Source organism: Allobosea sp. 01N443, assembly GCF_056399325.1.
Genome location: NZ_JBFTRC010000002.1, coordinates 1 through 19,869, shown reverse-complemented (window position 1 = coordinate 19,869; position 19,869 = coordinate 1). Strand labels below are relative to the sequence as shown.

The 19,869-nt window shown below is 66.2% G+C and carries 21 protein-coding genes and 1 riboswitch; of the genes, 6 read left to right on the top strand and 15 right to left on the bottom strand.

The genetic code is table 11. The features are described 5' to 3' along the window. Nucleotides 1–270: 270 nt before the first annotated feature. Entirely contained in the window at nucleotides 271–2,196 is a 1,926-nt protein-coding gene (gene dnaK / locus AC1DRP_RS01095; protein ID WP_441490793.1) for a molecular chaperone DnaK, read from the top strand. Nucleotides 2,197–2,349: 153 nt separating this feature from the next. Continuing rightward, entirely contained in the window at nucleotides 2,350–3,489 is a 1,140-nt protein-coding gene (gene dnaJ, locus AC1DRP_RS01090; protein WP_476767580.1) for a molecular chaperone DnaJ, read from the top strand. A 75-nt stretch (nucleotides 3,490–3,564) separates the two neighbouring features. Here the strand turns inward: dnaJ and AC1DRP_RS01085 are convergent, their stop codons facing one another. Beyond that, nucleotides 3,565–3,756, bottom strand: a complete 192-nt coding sequence (locus AC1DRP_RS01085) for a CsbD family protein (protein WP_043234134.1) — start codon at nucleotides 3,754–3,756, stop codon at nucleotides 3,565–3,567. 89 nt (nucleotides 3,757–3,845) lie between these two features. Further along, nucleotides 3,846–4,682 (bottom strand): helix-turn-helix domain-containing protein, encoded by an 837-nt coding sequence (locus AC1DRP_RS01080; RefSeq protein ID WP_441506356.1) that lies wholly within the window; start codon nucleotides 4,680–4,682, stop codon nucleotides 3,846–3,848. A 142-nt stretch (nucleotides 4,683–4,824) separates the two neighbouring features. Here AC1DRP_RS01080 and AC1DRP_RS01075 point away from each other — a divergent pair, with 142 nt between their 5' ends. Both AC1DRP_RS01075 and AC1DRP_RS01070 read left to right on the top strand, forming a co-directional pair. After that, nucleotides 4,825–5,232 carry a hypothetical protein gene (locus tag AC1DRP_RS01075; protein ID WP_476767579.1) on the top strand — a complete coding sequence of 136 codons (408 nt, stop codon included), beginning with the start codon at nucleotides 4,825–4,827 and terminating at the stop codon, nucleotides 5,230–5,232. Between the two features lie 217 nt (nucleotides 5,233–5,449). Continuing rightward, complete coding sequence (locus AC1DRP_RS01070; RefSeq protein WP_476767578.1) at nucleotides 5,450–7,651, top strand: esterase-like activity of phytase family protein; 2,202 nt, start codon at nucleotides 5,450–5,452, stop codon at nucleotides 7,649–7,651. 141 nt (nucleotides 7,652–7,792) lie between these two features. On the opposite strand, the gene AC1DRP_RS01065 is transcribed toward AC1DRP_RS01070, so the two are convergent. From AC1DRP_RS01065 to AC1DRP_RS01040, 6 genes are all read right to left on the bottom strand, one after another. Further along, nucleotides 7,793–8,188 (bottom strand): cupin domain-containing protein, encoded by a 396-nt coding sequence (locus AC1DRP_RS01065; RefSeq protein ID WP_476767577.1) that lies wholly within the window; start codon nucleotides 8,186–8,188, stop codon nucleotides 7,793–7,795. A 159-nt stretch (nucleotides 8,189–8,347) separates the two neighbouring features. Further along, nucleotides 8,348–9,148 carry a MetQ/NlpA family ABC transporter substrate-binding protein gene (locus AC1DRP_RS01060; RefSeq protein WP_441490800.1) on the bottom strand — a complete coding sequence of 267 codons (801 nt, stop codon included), beginning with the start codon at nucleotides 9,146–9,148 and terminating at the stop codon, nucleotides 8,348–8,350. Between the two features lie 43 nt (nucleotides 9,149–9,191). Beyond that, nucleotides 9,192–9,857, bottom strand: a complete 666-nt coding sequence (locus AC1DRP_RS01055) for a methionine ABC transporter permease (RefSeq protein WP_441506353.1) — start codon at nucleotides 9,855–9,857, stop codon at nucleotides 9,192–9,194. Beyond that, nucleotides 9,847–10,953 (bottom strand): methionine ABC transporter ATP-binding protein, encoded by a 1,107-nt coding sequence (locus tag AC1DRP_RS01050; protein WP_441506352.1) that lies wholly within the window; start codon nucleotides 10,951–10,953, stop codon nucleotides 9,847–9,849. The genes AC1DRP_RS01055 and AC1DRP_RS01050 overlap by 11 nt, the downstream gene beginning before the upstream one ends. A gap of 7 nt (nucleotides 10,954–10,960) precedes the next feature. After that, complete coding sequence (locus AC1DRP_RS01045) at nucleotides 10,961–11,146, bottom strand: hypothetical protein (protein WP_441506351.1); 186 nt, start codon at nucleotides 11,144–11,146, stop codon at nucleotides 10,961–10,963. Between the two features lie 13 nt (nucleotides 11,147–11,159). Further along, nucleotides 11,160–11,384, bottom strand: coding sequence for a hypothetical protein (locus AC1DRP_RS01040; protein ID WP_441506350.1), 225 nt, complete (start codon nucleotides 11,382–11,384; stop codon nucleotides 11,160–11,162). Nucleotides 11,385–11,825: 441 nt separating this feature from the next. On the opposite strand from AC1DRP_RS01040, the gene AC1DRP_RS01035 reads away from it, so the two are divergent. Together AC1DRP_RS01035 and AC1DRP_RS01030 are read left to right on the top strand one after the other, a co-directional pair. Beyond that, nucleotides 11,826–12,230 carry a hypothetical protein gene (locus AC1DRP_RS01035; RefSeq protein ID WP_441490804.1) on the top strand — a complete coding sequence of 135 codons (405 nt, stop codon included), beginning with the start codon at nucleotides 11,826–11,828 and terminating at the stop codon, nucleotides 12,228–12,230. Between the two features lie 108 nt (nucleotides 12,231–12,338). After that, nucleotides 12,339–12,818 (top strand): copper chaperone PCu(A)C, encoded by a 480-nt coding sequence (locus AC1DRP_RS01030; protein ID WP_441506349.1) that lies wholly within the window; start codon nucleotides 12,339–12,341, stop codon nucleotides 12,816–12,818. A gap of 61 nt (nucleotides 12,819–12,879) precedes the next feature. Here AC1DRP_RS01030 and AC1DRP_RS01025 read toward each other — a convergent pair whose 3' ends face one another. The 7 genes from AC1DRP_RS01025 to AC1DRP_RS00995 form a co-directional block, all read right to left on the bottom strand. After that, nucleotides 12,880–13,809, bottom strand: a complete 930-nt coding sequence (locus AC1DRP_RS01025; protein ID WP_476767576.1) for a dihydrodipicolinate synthase family protein — start codon at nucleotides 13,807–13,809, stop codon at nucleotides 12,880–12,882. Nucleotides 13,810–13,831: 22 nt separating this feature from the next. After that, nucleotides 13,832–14,518 carry a fumarylacetoacetate hydrolase family protein gene (locus AC1DRP_RS01020; RefSeq protein WP_476767575.1) on the bottom strand — a complete coding sequence of 229 codons (687 nt, stop codon included), beginning with the start codon at nucleotides 14,516–14,518 and terminating at the stop codon, nucleotides 13,832–13,834. A gap of 109 nt (nucleotides 14,519–14,627) precedes the next feature. Beyond that, nucleotides 14,628–15,302: a thiamine phosphate synthase gene (thiE, locus tag AC1DRP_RS01015; RefSeq protein WP_441490808.1), complete on the bottom strand. Its 675-nt coding sequence runs from the start codon at nucleotides 15,300–15,302 to the stop codon at nucleotides 14,628–14,630. Next, a complete protein-coding gene (locus tag AC1DRP_RS01010; RefSeq protein WP_441506346.1) occupies nucleotides 15,299–16,048 on the bottom strand; it encodes a hydroxyethylthiazole kinase in 750 nt (249 codons plus the stop codon). The genes thiE and AC1DRP_RS01010 overlap by 4 nt, the downstream gene beginning before the upstream one ends. A gap of 8 nt (nucleotides 16,049–16,056) precedes the next feature. Beyond that, nucleotides 16,057–17,919: a phosphomethylpyrimidine synthase ThiC gene (gene thiC / locus AC1DRP_RS01005; protein ID WP_476767574.1), complete on the bottom strand. Its 1,863-nt coding sequence runs from the start codon at nucleotides 17,917–17,919 to the stop codon at nucleotides 16,057–16,059. A gap of 78 nt (nucleotides 17,920–17,997) precedes the next feature. Then, nucleotides 17,998–18,102: riboswitch (TPP riboswitch) on the bottom strand. A gap of 82 nt (nucleotides 18,103–18,184) precedes the next feature. Then, the gene (locus AC1DRP_RS01000) at nucleotides 18,185–18,385 is read right to left on the bottom strand and encodes a hypothetical protein (protein ID WP_441506344.1); all 201 of its coding nucleotides are present in this window, start codon (nucleotides 18,383–18,385) and stop codon (nucleotides 18,185–18,187) included. 108 nt (nucleotides 18,386–18,493) lie between these two features. After that, on the bottom strand, nucleotides 18,494–19,753 hold the full coding sequence (locus AC1DRP_RS00995) for an OmpA family protein (RefSeq protein ID WP_441506343.1): 1,260 nt from the start codon (nucleotides 19,751–19,753) through the stop codon (nucleotides 18,494–18,496). Nucleotides 19,754–19,869 lie beyond the last annotated feature (116 nt).

Sequence of the window (19,869 nt, the reverse complement as noted above, 5' to 3'; positions counted from 1 at the left end):
AGCATTGGCGCAACACTGCTTGGCAATGATGCGGCCGCGACGTCTCCCCGCGTGACGCGCGCGGTTGCCGATTCTTAATCCGGCTCCGTGTCTTGCAAGGGCGGGAACACCCTCACTATATACGCCGCCAAGAGGCGGTTTGACGACCGCGAAACGTGGAATGCCGGTTCCGTTTGCCGCGTAAGGCGGGGGCGGGCCGGTCCATGGGCCGGCAGGCGGTGCGAAATGCGTCGCCGGTCGGCGATCTGCTAATCGAAAGGGATCCCGTCCATGGGTAAAGTTATTGGTATCGACCTCGGCACGACGAACTCCTGCGTTGCCGTGATGGAAGGCACTACACCGAAGGTTATCGAGAATTCCGAGGGCGCGCGCACCACGCCCTCCATCGTCGCCATCACCGATGACGGCGAGCGGCTTGTCGGCCAGCCGGCCAAGCGTCAGGCCGTCACCAATCCGGAGCGCACTTTCTTCGCCATCAAGCGCCTGATCGGTCGGACCTTTGAGGATCCGATGACGAAGAAGGACATGAATCTTGTCCCTTACCGGATCAAGAAGGCCCCGACGGGCGATGCCTGGGTCGAGGCTGACGGCAAGGACTATTCGCCCTCGCAGATTTCCGCCTTCACCCTGACCAAGATGAAGGAGACCGCCGAGGCCTATCTCGGGCAGCCGGTCACGCAGGCGGTCATCACCGTTCCCGCCTATTTCAACGACGCCCAGCGTCAGGCCACGAAGGATGCCGGTCGCATCGCCGGCCTCGAGGTGCTGCGTATCATCAACGAGCCGACCGCGGCTGCGCTCGCCTATGGCCTGGACAAGAAGACCACCGGCACGATCGCGGTCTATGACCTCGGCGGCGGCACCTTCGACGTCTCGATCCTCGAGATCGGCGACGGCGTCTTCGAGGTGAAGTCGACCAATGGCGACACCTTCCTGGGTGGCGAAGACTTCGACATGCGCCTGGTCGAGTACCTTGCGGACGAGTTCAAGCGCGAGCAGGGCATCGACCTGAAGAAGGACAAGCTCGCCCTGCAGCGCCTGAAGGAAGCTGCCGAGAAGGCCAAGATCGAGCTTTCCAGCGCCGCGCAGACCGAAATCAACCTGCCCTACATCACTGCCGACGCCTCCGGGCCGAAGCACCTCGCCATCAAGCTCTCGCGCGCCAAGTTCGAGAGCTTGGTCGACGATCTGATCCAGCGCACCATCGAGCCCTGCCGCAAGGCGCTCAAGGATGCCGGTCTTTCGGCGGGCCAGATCGACGAGGTCGTTCTCGTCGGCGGCATGACCCGCATGCCGAAGGTCCAGGAGGTGGTGAAGCAGTTCTTCGGCAAGGAGCCGCATAAGGGCGTCAATCCGGACGAGGTCGTCGCCATTGGCGCCGCGATCCAGGCCGGCGTGCTGCAGGGCGACGTCAAGGACGTGCTGCTGCTCGACGTGACCCCGCTCTCGCTCGGCATCGAGACGCTCGGCGGCGTGTTCACCCGCCTGATCGACCGCAACACCACGATCCCGACCAAGAAGAGCCAGGTCTTTTCGACCGCCGAGGACAACCAGGGCGCGGTGACGATCCGGGTCTTCCAGGGCGAGCGCGAGATGGCTGCCGACAACAAGATGCTCGGCCAGTTCGACCTGATGGGCATCCCGCCGGCGCCGCGCGGCATGCCGCAGATCGAGGTGACCTTCGACATCGACGCCAACGGCATCGTCTCGGTGACGGCGAAGGACAAGGCCACCAACAAGGAGCAGCAGATCCGCATCCAGGCTTCCGGTGGTCTCTCCGAGGCCGACATCCAGAAGATGGTGAAGGACGCCGAGGCGAATGCCGCCGAGGACAAGAAGCGTCGCGAGCTGGTGGAAGCCAAGAACCAGGGCGAGAGCCTGGTGCACTCCACCGAGAAGTCGCTGAAGGACTATGGCGACAAGGTTTCTGCCGCCGACAAGTCAGCGATCGAGACCGCACTGGACGCGCTCAAGGCCGCGCTGGCCGAAGAGAATGTCGAGGCGATCACCTCGCGCACGACCGACCTGATGCAGGCCTCGATGAAGCTCGGTGAAGCCATGTATGCGGCGAGCCAGGCCGAGGGTGCCACGGCTGAAGGCGGCGAAGAGCATGCCGACGCCAAGAAGGACGACGTCATCGACGCCGACTTCAAGGATGTCAGCGACGACAAGAACGACAAGAAGAAGAGCGCCTGATCGCGCTCTGACCTCTCCACGACGACCTGGCCGGGCTCGCCCCGGCCATCTCGTTCGGGAAGGGCCTCTTGCAAGGGAAATGTCGTTCTTCTGACGAACATGGCCGGGTTCCCCCGGCCATGATGCCGAGAAGAACGAAGGGGTGGCTGTTTGATGTCCAAACGCGACTACTACGAGATCCTCGGCGTCTCGAAGACGGCTAACGAGGCGGAGCTCAAGAGTGCTTTCCGCAAGCTCGCGATGCAATGCCATCCCGATCGCCATCCCGGCGACAAGGGGGCCGAGGCCAAGTTCAAGGAGCTGAACGAGGCCTATCAGGTCCTGGCCGACGGCCAGAAGCGCGGCGCCTATGACCGCTACGGCCACCAGGCCTTCGAGAATGGCGGCGGTGGTGCCGGCGGCGGGGCCGATTTCTCCGACTTCATGTCGGACATCTTCGATTCCTTCTTCGGCGATGCGCGGGGCCGCGGTGGACCGCGCGGTGCCAATGGCCGCGAGCGCGGTGCCGATCTCCGCTACAATCTCGAAATCGGGCTGGAGGACGCCTTCGCCGGCAAAAGCGCCTCGATCCGCGTGCCGACCTCGATTGCCTGCGAATCCTGCTCCGGGACCGGCGCCAAGCCGGGCTCGACGTCGCGCCAGTGCCCGACCTGCGGCGGCCATGGCCGCGTGCGCGCCAATCAGGGCTTCTTCTCGGTGGAGCGCACCTGCCCGACCTGCAACGGGCGCGGCGAAGTCATCGACGACCCCTGCAAGAACTGCTCGGGCGCCGGGCGCGTCACTCGCGAGCGCACGCTGTCGGTCAACATTCCGGCCGGCGTCGAGGATGGCACACGCATCCGGCTTGCCGGTGAGGGCGAGGCTGGCCTGCGCGGCGGGCCGGCGGGCGACCTCTACATCTTCCTGTCGATCAAGCCGCACGCGATCTTCCAGCGCGACGGGGCCGATCTGTTCTGCCGGGTGCCGCTTGGCCTCACCTCGGCTGCTCTCGGCGGCGAGATCGAAGTCCCGACGCTGACGGGCGAGAAGGCACGCGTCAAGATTCCCGAGGGCACGCAGAACGGCAAGCAGTTCYGGCTCAAGGGCAAGGGCATGAGCGTGCTGCGCTCGCGCGAGGTCGGGGATCTCTATATCGAGGTCGTGGTCGAGACGCCGCAGAAGCTGACGGCGCGTCAGCGCGAATTGCTGCTCGAATTCGAGCGCGAATGCTCAGGCGCAACCCACCCGGAAACCGCCGGCTTCTTCGGTCGCGTCAAGGAGTTCCTGGGCGGCATGAGCGGCGGCGCGGCCTGAGCGCGGGCCCCGCAATTGAAAAGGCGGGCGACCCGTCCGGGGCACCCGCCTTTCAGATCGCCGGCCTGATGCAGATCAGGCCTTGTCGATCACTTTCTTGACCGCATCCTTAGCTTTGCCAACGGCCTGCTGGGCCTCGCCCTTGCGCTCCTGCGCAATCCCTTCGGCCTGAAGCCCCGGCTTGTTCATCGCCTTGCCGACGCCCTGCTTGACGTTGCCGGCGGCCTCGTTGGCCATGCCCTTGATCTTGTCCGCGGTGCTGCCCATGGGTCCTGTTCCTCTGTTAAAAAACGCATGTCGTATCAGCGACTTGTGCTGAGGAAACGGCTGGAACGGGCAAAGGTTCCCGGAAAAGTTCAAGCTGCTCCGGACCGGTCCGCGGATGCGATTGCCATCGCCCGCAGCGCCTCGGCGGTCGCCGCATCGGCCGGAAAGAAGGTTTCCAGCGCCAGTTCCGACAGCGTGATGTCGACCGGCGTGCCGAAGACGGTTGTCGTCGAAATCAGGGAGAGCACCTGCTCGCCGACCTTCAGCTGCATCGGCACGACGATCGCAGCTTCCGCCTCGGGTTCCGGCGCGTGGCCCTTGCGAGCGGGCTGAAGTGGCGCCGGATAGGTCAGCAGCTCGACGAGGAGATCGGCCAGGATCGGATCGGCCGTCGCCCTGATCTGCTGCCTCAGCCTTGCGATCAGATGGCTTCGCCATTCCGCGAGATTGACGATGAAGGGTGCGAGCCCGCTCGGATGCAGGCTGAGCCTCAGCACGTTGACGGGTGGGCGCAGCAGCTCGGCATCCGCGACAAGGCCGAGGAGAGGCGTCACCGCGGCATTCGCGGCAAGCAACGTCCAATGCCGGTCGACCGCGACGGCCGGATAGGGCTCGTGCCCCTTCAGCACGAGATCGATCGCCGACTTGGCTGCCTGCAAGCTCGGATCCTCCAGCGACCGTTCGAGATAGACCGGGGCATAGCCCGCGGCCAGCAGCAGGGCGTTACGCTCGCGCAGCGGCACGGCGAGATACTCCGCCAGGTGCAGAACCATGTCGCGACTCGGCGCCGAGCGGCCGCTCTCGATGAAGCTGAGATGCTTCTGGGAGATCTCCGCTTCCAGCGCGAGGTCGAGTTGGCTCAGCCGGCGCAGCTGGCGCCAGTCGCGGATGAGGTGACCGACGGTGGGTTGATGATGCTTGTTCATGGCGAGAAACCTATCCGGGCTGTCGGTTCGTTCCAATTACCTCTCGCTTAATCGACGGGCCGACACGACAGCGTCAGCATGGCTCCAACATCAACAGCCCGGGCCGGCCGCCGGAACGGACTCACACCCAGGAGACCACGCCATGTCCTCGATCCAGTCCTCGCGCTTCCTCCGCAATGCCCTTGCTCTCGATGCCGCTGCCTGCGCCGCCACCGGTCTGCTGCTCGCCTTCGCTGCTGCGCCGCTCACCGGATTGCTCGGCTTCCCCGAGGCTTTCCTCCGCGGCGCCGGCCTGGTGCTGCTCCCCTGCGCCGCGCTGCTGGCCCTCCTCTCCAGTCGCGAGACCCTGCCGCGGCTCGCCGTCTACGCGGTGATTGGCATCAACCTCCTCTGGATCGCCGACAGCATCCTGATCCTGGTTGCGGGATGGTTTGCGCCGACCGGGCTCGGCATCGCCTTCGTGCTCGCGCAGGCTGCAGCGGTCGCGATCGTCACCGAACTCGAGATCATCGGCTTCAAGCGCTCGCCCGCCGCCGCCGTCGCCGCCTGAATGCATGCGGCAGGCATCTCCAACTCGACGCCTTCCGGCCGCCGCCGGAGGGCGTCGAGCTGTTTTCGCAAAGCCATCATGTGGTGGGGGCGTCTTGTTCGCGGCCCAATGGGGGAGCGCGGGCTCCGATCGGGGAAAGCGTCACGAAACTGTCGTGCGCACTCAATAGCTGATGCGGCCTGCACAGTTTCTTGCCCCAACGGAACAGGACCGCCCCATGCGCACCTCACTCGTTCTCGCGGCTCTCGCCTCGGTCCTGCTTGGCGGCACAGCTCTGGCCGAGCCGATGTTCAACCGTGTCGCGACCTTCTCCGTGCCGCTCAACCTGCCGGCCGATCGCGACGCGTCCAAGAAGACGGTGTCGGAGATCATCGCGGCCAACGAAGCGGGAACGCTCCTGGCCTATACCGATGCCGAGCAGAAGGCCCTCGGCCTGATCGACATCACGACGGCCTCCGCTCCGAAGCCGGCAGGTTTCATTCCGCTCGAGGGCGAACCGACCTCGGTCGTGATCCTTGGCGATAAGGCCTTCGTCGTGGTCGTCACCTCCGGCGACAATTTCAAGGAGCCCGCCGGGCATCTTGCCACGGTCGATCTCAAGGCGCGGCAGGTCGTTGCCAAATGCGAGCTCGGCGGCCAGCCGGATTCGATTACGCTGACCAAGGACAAGGGCAAGCTCGCCATCGTAATCGAGAACGAGCGCGACGAGAAGCTGAACAAGGGTGCGCTGCCGCAGCTGCCCGCCGGCAACCTGACCCTGGTCGGCATCAAGGATGGCGGCGCCGATTGCGCCTCGCGCCAGGTGATCGACCTGACGGGCATCGCCGCCATCGAGCCGACCGACCCCGAACCGGAATTCGTTGACGTCAACCAGGACGGCCTCGCCGTGGTGACGTTGCAGGAGAACAACCACCTCGCCACCATCGATACCAAGACCGGCAAGATCGTCACCCATTTCTCCGCCGGCACCGTCGATCTGAAGAACATCGACAAGACCCGCGACGGCGAAATCAAGCCGGTCGAGGAACTCAAGGGCGTCGCCCGCGAGCCGGACGCGGTGCGCTGGATCGACACCGAGCGCTTCGTCACCGCCAATGAAGGCGATTGGAAGGGTGGCTCGCGCGGCTTCACCATCTTCCGCAAGGACGGCACGATCGAGTTCGATTCGGCTGCGATGGTCGACCATATCGCCATGCGTCACGGCCATTATCCGGAAAAGCGCTCGGCCGCCAAGGGCAGCGAACCGGAAGGGATCGAGGTCGGCACCTACGGCAATGACAAGCTGATCTTCGTCGGCCTGGAGCGCGCCTCGCTCGTATTGGTCTTCAAGGACGAGGGCGCCGGGAAAGCACCGCGTTACCTCCAGGCCCTGCCGGGTGGCATCGGTCCGGAAGGCCTGCTTGCCATCCCGCAGCGCAATCTCCTTGTGTCGGCCTCCGAGACCGATGTCGGCGAGAAGGGTGGCGCCCGTTCCGCAGTGACCATCTATGAGCGCAACGAAGGCCCCGCCGCCTATCCGACGATCGTCTCGCAGGATCATGAGGGTCTGCCGATCGGCTGGGGCGCGCTGTCCGGACTTGCCGCCCATGGCAGCACAGCTGGCCGCCTCTTTGCCGTGACCGACAGCGCCTATACGCCGTCCCGCATCCTCGAGATCGACGCCACGCAGAAGCCGGCCAGGATCGTCGCCGGCCTGACGGTGACCAAGGGTGGCAAGCCCGCCTCCTATGACTTGGAAGGGATCGCGACCCGCGCCAATGGCGGCTTCTGGCTGGCTTCGGAGGGCAATCCCGAGATCAAGGACAAGCCGACTCGCAATATCCTGCTGCGGGCGACCGCAAAGGGTGAGATCGAGGAGGAGATCCACCTTCCCGAAGAGCTCGACAAGCATGCCGTGCGCTTCGGCTTCGAGGGCGTGACGGTGACCGGCGAGGGCGCGGACGAGACCGTCTGGCTTGCCGTGCAGCGCGAATGGAAGGACGATCCCAAGGGCAAGACCAAGATCCTGTCCTACAAGCCGGCCAGCAAGCAGTGGGGCGTGCTGCATTACCCGCTGACGGCTCCGGCCGCCGGTGCCTGGATGGGCCTCTCCGAGTTGACCTATCTCGGCAACGAGACCTTTGCCGTGATCGAGCGCGACAATCTCTTCGGCGCCAAGGCGGTGAAGACGCTGGCCACCTTCTCGGTCAAGGGTCTGACGCCGGCCGCAATCGGCGCCGCCGCCATCCCGACCGTCGAGAAGAAGCCGCTGCGCGATCTCACGCCGGATCTGATGAAGGCTGGCGGCTATGGGCTCGACAAGGTTGAGGGCATGGCTGTCGACAAGGCTGGCAATCTCTTCGTTGTCACCGACAATGACGGTGTCGACGATTCCTCCGGCGAGACCCAGTTCTTCGCCTTCGGCAAGATCTCGCGGTAAGGCACGCGCAATCGCCCGGCAGCGGGCCTCAGGCACCGCCCCGAAAAACGGATTGCGGTTTTCGGGAAAGACGACGCAAACACAGATGGCTGGATCGTCGGACCGGAAGGTCCGGTCTGACGATTTGACGTTGCCGGGTTTCTAGCGAACCGGATCCAGGAACGGCGTGTCCGGCTCGCTGACATAGAAGATCACCACTTTCAGCATCTCGTTGCCGCGGTTGTAGCCGGTCATCTTGACGTTCGGCGGTTCGAGCAGCGATTCGCCGGCCTTCACTGTCACGGCCGTGCGCCCCTGCATTTCCAGGGTGAAGGCGCCTTCGATGACATGGACCGTCACCGGGAAACGGTGCGTATGGAACGGTGTCCTGTCTCCCGGCTTGATCATGGCGGTCATCACCCTGATTTCCTGCTGGGGACCGGTCGGCATTCCCGGAACCACTGTCTTGAGCACGAGTTCAGGGCGCGCCAGCCGTTCGGTTTGGGCGGCGGCCGGCAGTGAGGCGAGGGCGCAGGCGGCGAGCGGCAGGCAACGCATGATCTCCTCCTCTGATCGCGACAATCCTGCTGCCATCATAGCCGCCTGCGCCGCCGCAGGCCCGGCCCATCTTGCCTGCAAAGAAAAACCCCGGATGCTTGCGCATCCGGGGCAGGTGCCTGGCCGTATCGCGTGACCAGGTGGGAGGAACGATTGAGATCACCAGCCAGCGAGCACGTTGCCCTTGAAGCGCTCGGTGACGAAGGCCTTGATCTCGGGTGAGTGATAGGCTTCGACCAGGGTCTTGACCCAGGGCTTGTCCTTGTCAGCCTCGCGCACGGCGATGACGTTGACATAGGGGCCCTTCGGGTCTTCGCGCAGGATGGCCGAGGTCGGCTCGATCTTGGCGTCGACGGCGTAGTTCGTGTTGATCGAGGCGGCCCCGACATCGGCGAGCGAGCGCGGCGCCTGCGCCGCATCGATTTCGATGATCTTCAGCTTCTTCGGATTGGCGGTGATGTCGGCGACGCTCGGCTTCACGCCGACGCCGTCCTTCAGCTTGATCACGCCCTTGTCCTGCAGCAGCAGCAACGAGCGGCCGCCATTGGTCGGGTCGTTCTGGATGGCGACGGTCGCACCATCGGGAATCTCGGCCCAGCTCTTGTACTTCGACGAATAGATCCCGAGCGGGAAGTTCACGGTCAGGCCGACGCTGACCAGCTTGTAGCCGCGGTCCTTCACCTGGTTGTCGAGATAGGGCTGGTGCTGGAAGGAGTTGGCCTCCAGCTCGCCTGCATCCAGAGCCTGGTTCGGTACGACATAGTCGGAGAACTCGACGATCTTGATGTCGAGGCCCTTCTTGGCGGCGATCGGCTTCACCTTCTCGAGGATCTCGGCATGCGGGCCGGGCGAGACGCCGATGCGCAGCGTCTGGTTCTGCTGGGCCAGGGCCGGCACCGAGAGGAGAAGGGCGAGGCCGGAGGCGGCAAGCGCGGCGCGGCGGGTCAGATTGATCGACATGATGTTTCCTTGCGGCTGTTTGAACGGTTGAGGACGGATTGGCTCAGACGTGGCGCAGGCGCTTGTTGAGGCGCCGGGCAAGCCGGTCGCCGATGCTCTGCACGGTCTGGACGAGGACGATCAGCACGGCGACGACGACGGCCATCACGTCCGGCATGAAGCGCTGGTAGCCGTAGCGGATGCCGAGATCGCCGAGGCCGCCGCCACCGACGGCGCCGACCATGGCCGAGAAGCCGATCAGGCTGACGATGGCCAGCGTCAGTCCGAGTGTGATCGCCGGCAGTGCTTCGGGCACCAGGACCTTGCGCACGATCTGCAGCGGGCTCGCCCCCATGGCGCGCGCGGCCTCGACCAGGCCCTGATCGACTTCGCGGATGGCGCCTTCGATCAGTCGCGCGATGAAGGGGGCGGCGGCGACGGTGAGCGGGACCATGGCAGCATTGGTGCCGATCGAGGTGCCGGCGAGCAGCCGGGTGAAAGGGATGATCGCGACAACGAGGATGATGAAGGGCGTCGAGCGCGTGGCGTTGACGAGCACGCCGAGCACGGCGTTGACGGCGGGCGCGGCGAAGAGCTCACCACGTTTGCTGGTCGCCAGGAAGACGCCGAGGGGCAGGCCGATCAGCGTACCGATCCCGGCTGCGACCGCAACCATGAGCAGCGTGTCGGCGGTCGCCTGGGCGATGAGGCGGATGAGTTCAGGAGACATGGCCGATAACCTCCGCCTTGAGTTCGAGGCTCTTCAGGGCGCCGAGCACGGCAGCGAGTTCCGGCTCATGGGCCGTGACCGAGACGAGCAGGCTGCCAAAGGGCTGGCCCGCAATGGCATCGATCCGTCCGGCGAGGATGTTGACATCGACGCCGACGATCGAGCTCAGCCGGCTGATCACCGGGGCCGTCGCATTCTCGCCGATGAAGGTGATGCGCAGCAGGGCGCTGTCGCCTGGACGTGCCTCCGGCCTGACCCGGCCGGCGAGATGGGCGGGAAGTTCGACACCGGTCACCGTCTCGACGAAGCGCGCGGTGGTCGGGTGCTTGGGCTGGGTGAAGACGGTAAAGGTCTCGCCTTCCTCGACGATCCGCCCGCCCTCGATCACTGCAACGCGGTCGCAGATCTCCTTGATCACCGGAATTTCGTGGGTGATCAGCAGGATGGTGATGCCGAGCTCGCGGTTGACCCGCTTCAGCAGGCCGAGGATCGACTGTGTGGTCTCGGGGTCCAGCGCCGAGGTCGCCTCGTCGCAGAGCAGCACCTTCGGCTCGGTCGAAAGCGCGCGGGCGATACCGACGCGCTGCTTCTGGCCGCCGGAGAGTTCGGCCGGATAGCGTTCGCGCTTGTCGGACAGGCCGACGAGATCGAGCAGCCGCGTGACCTGGCGTTCGATCTCGGCCCTGGGCGCGCCTGCAATTTCAAGCGGCAGCGCGACATTGTCGAAGACGGTGCGCGACGAGAGCAGGTTGAAGTGCTGGAAGATCATGCCGATCGTCCGGCGCCGCGCCCGCCAACCGGCTTCGGTCAGCCCTGTGACATCCTCGTCCTCGATCAGGATGCGGCCGGAACTCGCCCGCTCCAGACCGTTGACCAGCCGGATCAGCGTGGACTTGCCGGCGCCGGAGCGGCCGATCACCCCGAGAATTGCGCCGCGCGGCACGGTGAGATCGATACCCGAGAGCGCAGTCACGGCGCCTTGCCCGGAGCGGCCGGAGAAGATTTTGCCGACATTCTCGAACCGGATCGCCGGCTCGGGACTGAAAACGGGGTTGGCACCGACGCTGAAGGCGTCGGGCTTCACGAGAGCGTTCATCATAACCTCAGAGGAGCGTGTGGCAGGACCAGTGCGAGATGCCGAGCTGTTCCAGCGTCACGTCGTGGATGGAGCGGCGTGTGTTCTCGTCTTCGTCCACTCGCTCCTGGGTCGAAGATGGTGCGAGCGCGGTGGAAAGGGCCCGGTCGAGCCAGTCCCGCAGCAATGCGCTCAGGGTCGTGATCAGCGGCATCGGCCTGCCCCCGCTATGACGCCAGCCGCAGCGCGGGACGGCGCTGGGAGGCGGCGAGTTGCCGGGCCGCGATCTCGGCAGCGCTTGGCGTTGCGAAACGGAGGCCCTCGAGTGCGCGAAAGGCGGACGAGGCGGAAATGAAGGTGAAGAAGCGTTCGTCGTTGCGGCGATTGACGAGACCGGCCTGGGTCTCGCCGATTTCGATGATGAATGCTTGCTGGGTCTGCGACTGGGTCATGGCTTACCTCCGCCGCATGGGCGGCGTTCGATTGGGCGGATCGGATTGGGAGAGGCCCCGGCGTCAGCCCGGGCGGTCTTTCAATGCAGGATCAGCATCGACAACAGCAGGCAGCCATCAGCATCGTGGCAGCGGACCGGCGCAAGGTCGAAACGGTCATGTTCATCTCCTCGTCACTGGAGCCCACGACCCGGTCGTGGCGCTTTAGCGTTTGGTGACGCGGCGCAAGCTGCTCGCTCAAATCTCCGCGGCCGCCGAACCATGTCCAGCGACAGTGCCAATTTGGGTGAAAGTGTCCTCTTTGTCAACCCGATCGTTCTTTTAAAGAAACGAATGAAAGGGAATGAATCTTTCGCGCGCCGTTGCCGAGGGGGCAGAAATCTCTCCTCGACCATCCCGCGGACCTCCCCCTGCGACAGAGCGCGGCTTGACGGAGAGCAGGTGACGAGGCCAAGTCGCGCCATGTCGGCCCTTGGTCCCCCGCTTGAGACGTTGCGCCGCTCCGTCCTCGGAGCCTGGCTTGCGGCCGTCTATGCGCTGGCCGTTCTGGCGGCAGGCCTGGCGCCGGCGTCAGCCTTTGCGGCTCATCCAGCGCTCGCAGGTGCGGTTCTGTGTTCCGGGCAGTCCGTCTCGGACACGTCCGAGGTTCCGGAGCCGGCGAATGGCGTCCAGCATTGCATTGGCTGCCCGATCAATCCTGCCCTTGCGATCCCTCCTGTACCGCCTCAGCCGGTGGGCGCGCGCCTTGCGGCCCCGCTGGAGCGCTCCGTTCCCATTCGGACGGATGCCATCCATGGCGCGGTCCTCGGGCTGCCGCAATCGCGAGCGCCGCCGATCGCATCCTGAACACGGTTTCGTCTCTCCCTCTCGTCTCGCGGCCAGCCGGACAGGCCGCCGCAAGCCGGGATTTCCGGCCATTCGCGAATGGCCGCGACCTCTTTCAGGACCATGCTGATGAACAAGCCCGTTCACTACCTCGCCGCGATCGCGCTCACACTCGCGAGCGCCGCCGCCTTCGCCCATGACTACAAGGCTGGCCCGCTGAAGATCGGCCATCCCTGGTCGCGCGCCACGCCGGCCGGCGCCAAGGTCGGCGGCGGCTACCTTTCGATCGAGAATACCGGTTCGACGCCCGACCGGCTGATTGCGGTCTCTGCGCCCTTCGCCGGTCGCGGCGAGATCCATGAAATGGCGGTCACCAATGGCGTGATGACCATGCGCGAGCTTGAAAAAGGTATCGAAATCCCGGCCGGCGCCAAGGTCGAGCTGAAGCCCGGCGGTTTCCACATCATGTTCCAGGAGCTGAAGCAGCCGTTGAAGCAGGATGAGCGCGTCAAGGGCACGCTGACCTTCGAGAAGGCTGGTGTGGTGGAGGTCGAGTTCAAGGTCGAGGGGATCGGCGCCAAGGGCGCAGCCGCCGAGCACACGCACTGAGCGCTTGAAGACAAGGCGATGGCCCCCTCTCGTTGAGAGGGGGCCATCGCGATTCCGGCCTTCAGAACCTGGCGCGCGGGTCGTGCTTTGCCAGCCGCGTCAGCAGATAGTCCACTTCCGCCTTGGCCGCGGCCGTCAGACCGGCGCCCGGCTTGCGCTGGGCGTCGCTGGCCAGGATGCCGCGCTTCATCATCGTATATTTGCKGACGGCAAGGCCGACACCCTGCTGCTGCTCGTAGCGCAGCAGGGGGAGGTGCGCGTCGAAGATGTCATGAGCCGCGTCGCGCTTGCCTTCGCTGGAAAGGCGGACGACGTCGATCAGCAATTCCGGGAAGGCATAGCCGGTATTGGCGCCGTCAGCCCCACGCTCCATCTCGAAATCGAGGAAGAGCCCGCCATTGCCTGTGAGGATCGCGATCTTGCGCAGGCTGCCTTCCGCCTGGAACTTGCGCAGCGTCGAGATCTTCTCGAGTCCCGGCCAGTCCTCGTGCTTCAGCATTACGCAGGACGGGTTGTCCTGGACGATGCGGCGGATCACGGCCGGCGTCATCACCACCGAGAGCGTCAGCGGGTAGTCCTGGATGACGAAGGGAATGTCGCTGCCGATCGCCTCGACGGCCTGGGCGTAATAGCCGACGATCTGGTCGTCGGTGCGCAGGCTCGGCGGCGGGGCGATCATTACGCCGCCGGCGCCGAGATCCATCACCTGCCGCGCCAGCGAGCGCATAGCCGCAAAGCCCGGCGCCGAAACGCCGACGATGATCGGCTTGCCACCCATCTTCGCGACGGCGCGCTTGACGAGCCCGACGGACTCTTCCGGTTCGAGCTTCGGCGCCTCGCCCATGATGCCGAGCACGGTGATGCCGTCAGAACCGATGCCGGCGTAGAAATCGAAGAGCCGGTCGGTGCTCGTCCAGTCGATGGCGCCATCGGGCGTGAAGGGGGTCGGCGCAATGGGATAGACGCCGCGGGCGTCAGGGGTCAGCTGCATGGTCAGGTTCCTCGAAGTCTCTTCAGGCGATCCGGGTGCGGACGGTGCCGACGCCGTCGATGGCGCCTTCCAGCACGTCGCCCTCGACGACGGCGGCGACACCTTCCGGCGTGCCGGTGAAGATCAGGTCGCCGGGAGCCAGCGCGACGAGGCCGGAAAGATAGGCGATCGTCTCCGGCACGCTCCAGATCAGCTTGGCGAGATCGGAGGTCTGGCGCACGCGGCCATTGACCGTGAGCTCGATCTTGCCGGCCGCGGGATGGCCGCTATGGCTCGCGGGCACGATCTCCCCGATCGGGGCCGACTGGTCGAAGCCCTTGCCCATGTCCCAGGGGCGGCCGGTCTTCTTGGCTTCGCCCTGCAGGTCGCGGCGGRTCATATCGAGCCCGGCCGCATAGCCATAGACATGCGAGAGCGCCTCGGAGACCGGGATGTCGCGYCCGCCGGTGCCAATCGCGACGACCAGCTCCATCTCGTGGTGCAGGTCCTTGGTCTTGCTGGGATAGGGCATGTCGGTGCCGTTGATCACCACTGCGTCCGCGGGCTTGGTGAAGAAGAACGGCTCCTCGCGGTCGGGATCGCCCCCCATTTCGCGGGTATGTTCGGCATAGTTGCGTCCGACGCAGAAGATGCGGCGCACGGGGAAGAGCCCGCCACCCGCTACCGGAACCGCGTTGATGGCGGGCGGTTCGATCACATAATTCGTCATGACGCAGCGCTCCCTCGATGTCGTGCCGTTCATGGGCGAGCGACGGGCGCGAAGCAAGGGGCCGGGCGCTCGTGGCGGGGCTGCGCGCCCGGCATTGCCACGTGACGGTTCAGGTGGATGCGGGAGCTTCTGGCGGCGTCGGCAGCAGCCGCTCGAGCACCGCGCGCAGTGCGCGCGCGGCGGCCTCGACATCGTCCTGCACGAACAGCGCGCCGATCACGGCAATGCCGTCAGCCCCTGCCTCGATKACCGAGGCCGCATTCATTGCCGTGATGCCGGCGATGGCTCCGACCGGGAGCGGCCCCAATGCGGCAGCAGCCTTGCGCCGCAGGGCCGTGAAGCCGTCGAGACCGAGCGAGGAGCCGGCATTGTCCTTGTGCGAGGTCTGGAAGACACCGCCGATGCAGGCATAGTCGATCTTCGCCGAGGCCAATGCGGAGAGTTCATCCTCATGCTTCAGCGTCGCGCCGATGATGGCGCGGGGCCCGAGCAGGCGGCGGGCATCGTTCGGCTTCATGTCGTCGGCGCCGAGATGGACGCCGTCGGCACCGGAAGCGAGCGCGACATCGACGCGATCGTTGATCAGCAGCGGCACCCTTGTGCCGTGCAGGGCCGAGCGGATGGCCCGGGCCTCGCGCACCATCTCGCGCGTCGTCTCGGTCTTGGCGCGCAGCTGGATCAGGGTGGCGCCGCCATCGACCGCGGCACGCGCCAGGTCGGCCAGCGAGCGCCCGGCCGCGATCTGCGGATCGACAATGCCGTAAAGGCGGATATCAACGCTCACCCGTGCTCTCCCATCCGTTCGCGCAGCGTGGCCTCGTCCATCCCTGCCAGCGCGTCGATCAGGTGCACGGCGAAGCTGCCGGGCCCTTGCGATGTCTCTGCCGCAATCTCGCCGGCGACGCCATAGGCGGTCAGCGCGGCGGCGGCCGCGACTGCCGGATCGCCCTCGACCGCGCAGCATGCCGCGATCAGGGCGCCCGCTGCGCAGCCGACCCCGGTGACCCTCGTCATCAGCGGATGGCCATGGGAGACGGACAGCATGCCGCCTGCGCGCATGATCCGGTCGACCTTGCCGGTGGTGACGAGCGTGAGGTTGCGCTCGCGCGCCGTCTTGAGATCGGCAGCAAGCGCGGCCATCTCGGTCGCGTTGCCGCGCACGACGATGTTCGGCAGGCGCAAGACCTCGCGCGCCACGCGCTGGCGCAGCGGCGAGAGTTCGACGAAGACCGGATCGAAGACCAGCGGTTTCTGTCGGTCGCGCGCGACCTCCAGCAGCTTCGGGATGGCGAGTTCGCTCTCGGCATTGATCGTGCCGATGTTGATCAGGATCGCGCCGGCGCCCTCGGCCATTGCCGCGATCTCGTCGACATGGATCGCCATGGACGGGATCGCGCCGAAGGCGAGCAGCATGTTCGCCGTAATGTTCTGCGCCACCGTATTGGTGAGGCATTGCACCCGCGGGCGGCTCGCTGCCACCCGCGCCAGCACGCCTGCAACGACCGTCGCGTCGAGGCGGGCCGCGGTCATCGTCGCGCTCATTCCGCCGCCGGCAAGTAGAGATTGCCGCCCTTGGCGAGGAATTCCTGCGATTTCTCCGCCATGCCCTCGAGCGCCGCGCGTTCGTTCTCGCCCATCGCCAGCACTTCGGCGCGCAGATCCTGCGTGATCTTCATCGAGCAGAATTTCGGCCCGCACATCGAACAGAAATGCGCGACCTTGTGGGCATCCTTCGGCAGGGTCTCGTCATGGAAGGAACGTGCCGTATCGGGGTCGAGCGCCAGGTTGAACTGGTCCTCCCAGCGGAAGTCGAAGCGGGCGCGCGAGACCGCGTCGTCGCGGATCTTGGCCGCTGGATGGCCCTTGGCGAGATCGGCGGCATGGGCCGCGATCCGATAGGTGATGACGCCGGTCTTGACGTCGTCGCGGTTGGGAAGGCCGAGATGCTCCTTGGGCGTGACATAGCAGAGCATGGCGCAGCCGAACCAGCCGATCATCGCCGCGCCGATGCCCGAGGTGATGTGGTCGTAACCCGGCGCGATGTCGGTGGTCAGCGGTCCCAGCGTGTAGAACGGCGCCTCGCCGCATTCGCGCAGCTGCTTGTCCATGTTCTCCTTGATCTTGTGCATCGGCACGTGGCCCGGGCCCTCGATCATCACCTGGCAGCCCTTGTCCCAGGCGACCTTGGTGAGCTCGCCCAGCGTCTCCAGCTCGGCAAACTGGGCGCGGTCATTGGCGTCGGCGATCGAGCCCGGACGCAGGCCGTCGCCGAGCGAGAAGGAGACGTCATATTTGCGCATGATCTCGCAAATCTCGTCGAAGCGCTCGTAGAGGAAGCTCTCCTTGTGGTGCGCGAGGCACCAGCGCGCCATGATCGAGCCGCCGCGCGAGACGATGCCCGTGACGCGGCTCGCAGTGAGCGGGACATAGGGCAGGCGCACGCCGGCATGGATGGTGAAATAGTCGACGCCCTGCTCGGCCTGCTCGATCAGCGTGTCCTTGAAGACCTCCCAGTCGAGCTTGATCGGGTCGCCGCCGACCTTCTCAAGCGCCTGGTAGATCGGCACCGTGCCGATCGGAACCGGCGAGTTGCGCAGGATCCAGGAGCGGATGTTGTGGATGTTGCGGCCGGTCGACAGGTCCATCACCGTGTCGGCGCCCCAGCGGATCGCCCAGACCAGCTTCTCGACCTCCTCGGCAGCGCCGGACGTCACGGCCGAATTGCCGATATTGGCGTTGATCTTGACCAGGAAATTGCGGCCGATCGCCATCGGCTCCAGTTCGGGGTGGTTGATATTGGCCGGGATGATGGCGCGGCCGCGGGCGATTTCCTCGCGCACGAATTCAGGGGTGACGAATTCCGGAACCGAGGCGCCAAAGCTCTCGCCATCGGCATGGCGCTCGCGTGCGCCTTCGAGCATCGCGGCGCGGCCGAGATTCTCGCGATGCGCGACATAGATCATCTCGGGCGTGATGATGCCGGCCTTGGCGAACTCGTACTGGGTCGCCATCTGGCCGGGCTTCGCCTCGAGGATCGGGCGTGGGGCCGGGCAGGCGGGAACGAGCTGTTCAGGCGAGATATGGCCGTTATCGGCGGCAGTGACGGCGCGGCCGGGCACGGTCGTGAAGCCGGAGGCATCGAGCCAGGYGCGGCGCGGCTGCGGCAGGCCGGCATTCAGGTCGATCGTGACATCGCTCTCGGTGAACGGACCGGACGGGTCGTAGATCCGGACCGGCGGCTCGGAATCGGTGGTGAGCTGAACTTCGCGGAAGGGCACCCGCATCTCGGGATGGTCCGGCGGCGCGACATAGATCTTGCGCGAGCCGATGATCGGTCCGGTCGTCACGCTTTGAGGGGCAGCCTTGACGGTATTCTTCTGGGGCTTGGTGTGGGCGTTCATGGGATCTCCTCCTTGGTCCAAGGTTCAGGAGATCCGGGTTTAGAAGCGGTCCAGTTGCTGTCTGCGGGTACACGTGTGGCGCACGCCGCGTTCCAGTCCCTCCGCCGGTATGACCCGGATCAGGTTCGACGGGTTCGGCTTTGGACGCCATCTCAGCTCTTGCGAGCACCCCTCGGAACGAAGCGGAGGTTAGGGCCGGCGGCTCTTGAACGCAACCGGCAAGGGGCGGGATGCGGCCCTGCCATGCGGCGCCGGAATGCCGGGCTCAGGCGAGAATGTCGACGTTCTGGCCCTGGCCAGCGGCAAGAGTAGCCTTCTGGGACTCGGCACTCTGCTGCAGCATATCCACGAGCGCCTGGTCGGACGTCGCCTGCTGCTTCACCATCGCTGTCTGCAAGGTCTGGCGGGTCGAGGCTGCCTGGCTTGCGGCAAAGCCCTGCGCGATCGCGACGGTTGTCTCACTCATCTCAACTCTCCTTACGACAGGTCTTAAGCCGGAGAGCTTGCTGATTCCTGAATCCCCTGATCCGGGGAGACCGGCGCGACGGTCGCCCGCCGCGCCGGTTCTATTGGTTCACTGCGGCTGATTCTGCCCGGCCAGCAGCGGGGTGATGCGTCGGAGCGTGACGCGGCGGTTCTCGCGGGCGGCCTCCTGCGTCTGCACCTTGAGATACTGCTCGCCATAGCCCTGCGTCGTCAGGTTCTCCGGCGGCACCTGGAAATCGCGCGTCAGGATCTCGGCGACCGATTGGGCCCGGCGATCCGAGAGCGAGAGGTTGTCGACATCCGAGCCGACGGCGTCGGTATGGCCCTCGACCAGGAAAACCTCGTTCGGCGCGCGCTGCAGTGCCTGGCTGATCGAGGCGGCAATCACCGAGAGCCGCTGCGCCTGGTTGGGGGTGACCTCCCAGGACCCGGTCTCGAAGGTTACCGTGTCGATATCGACGCTGCGCATGCGGGCGCGCAGGTCCGGCGAGTAGCGGACCTCGTCGAGCGTGTAGCGGCGCGGGATCGCGGCGATCGGCGGGGCGGTGATCGTCTCATAGATCAGGCGCTGGTCGGCCTGCTCGGCGTCGACGATATAGCGCTCGCGCGGGATCGGCAGCGGCGGCGGCGGCAGCACGACGACCTCGTCCGAGAAGCGCATATCCGGCCGATCGCGGCGGGTGTTGTCGATCATCACGATCTCATCGCCATCGCGCATGCGCCGGGTCCGGCGGATCAGGCGGCCATCCTCGTCGGTCACGGTGATGATGCGGCTGCCGTCCGGCCGTTCGAACACGGTGACGTTCTCGTCTCCGCGCCGTTCGGTCCGTCCCTGCCAGCCGAGGTCGCGGAAGCGCTCGGTCTCGTCGCGGCGGATGATGGCACGGTCGTCGTCGCGGATGATCGTGCGACCGGGCTCGCGAATGATCGTGACGTCGCCCTCGCGGCGCTCCTCGCGGCGCCCGCGGACATCGTCGAGGCGCGTCGCGCCCTGCGTCGCCATGATGCCGCCGAGTACGCCTACGCCAAGGCCGATCGCAGCCGCGCCACCGAGGCCGATGCCACCGCGACGGCCCTGCCGGTCAGGCGGGGGCAGTTGCCCGGGTCCAGCGGCTGGAGGCTGGCCGGCCGGAGGCGGAGCGAGCGTCTGGCCCGGCTGCGGCGGTGCAACGGGCGGCGGGACTGCGCCGGGCGCGCGACCGCCGGGGGGCGGGGCGAGCGGGGCTGCTGCCGGCGGCTGAGCGGGTAGCGGCGCCGGAACCTGACCGGGTGTTGCAGAAGGCGGTTGGCCGGCTGGCGGCGCGCCGGGCGCACGACCACCCGGAGGCGGCACCAGCGGCTGGGTCACGGGCGGCTGAGCTTGCGGRGCMGTTCCTGGCACCGGYGCTGGYGTCGGGCGAGCCGCCGGGGGTTGGGTCGGAGCCGTCGCTGGCGCCTGGCCGGGAGCGGTCACAGGCGGTTGGC

Coding starts and splice junctions, on each gene's coding strand:
- AC1DRP_RS01060 (WP_441490800.1), bottom strand. CDS start 9,148: ATGTCGATCAATCTGACCCGCCGCGCCGCGCTTGCCGCCTCCGGCCTC.
- dnaK (WP_441490793.1), top strand. CDS start 271: ATGGGTAAAGTTATTGGTATCGACCTCGGCACGACGAACTCCTGCGTT.
- AC1DRP_RS01010 (WP_441506346.1), bottom strand. CDS start 16,048: ATGACCGCGGCCCGCCTCGACGCGACGGTCGTTGCAGGCGTGCTGGCG.
- AC1DRP_RS01065 (WP_476767577.1), bottom strand. CDS start 8,188: ATGCGTTGCCTGCCGCTCGCCGCCTGCGCCCTCGCCTCACTGCCGGCC.
- AC1DRP_RS01050 (WP_441506352.1), bottom strand. CDS start 10,953: ATGAACGCTCTCGTGAAGCCCGACGCCTTCAGCGTCGGTGCCAACCCC.
- AC1DRP_RS01070 (WP_476767578.1), top strand. CDS start 5,450: ATGCGCACCTCACTCGTTCTCGCGGCTCTCGCCTCGGTCCTGCTTGGC.
- AC1DRP_RS01045 (WP_441506351.1), bottom strand. CDS start 11,146: ATGCCGCTGATCACGACCCTGAGCGCATTGCTGCGGGACTGGCTCGAC.
- AC1DRP_RS01030 (WP_441506349.1), top strand. CDS start 12,339: ATGAACAAGCCCGTTCACTACCTCGCCGCGATCGCGCTCACACTCGCG.
- AC1DRP_RS01040 (WP_441506350.1), bottom strand. CDS start 11,384: ATGACCCAGTCGCAGACCCAGCAAGCATTCATCATCGAAATCGGCGAG.
- AC1DRP_RS01075 (WP_476767579.1), top strand. CDS start 4,825: ATGTCCTCGATCCAGTCCTCGCGCTTCCTCCGCAATGCCCTTGCTCTC.
- AC1DRP_RS01085 (WP_043234134.1), bottom strand. CDS start 3,756: ATGGGCAGCACCGCGGACAAGATCAAGGGCATGGCCAACGAGGCCGCC.
- AC1DRP_RS01055 (WP_441506353.1), bottom strand. CDS start 9,857: ATGTCTCCTGAACTCATCCGCCTCATCGCCCAGGCGACCGCCGACACG.
- AC1DRP_RS01000 (WP_441506344.1), bottom strand. CDS start 18,385: ATGAGTGAGACAACCGTCGCGATCGCGCAGGGCTTTGCCGCAAGCCAG.
- AC1DRP_RS01080 (WP_441506356.1), bottom strand. CDS start 4,682: ATGAACAAGCATCATCAACCCACCGTCGGTCACCTCATCCGCGACTGG.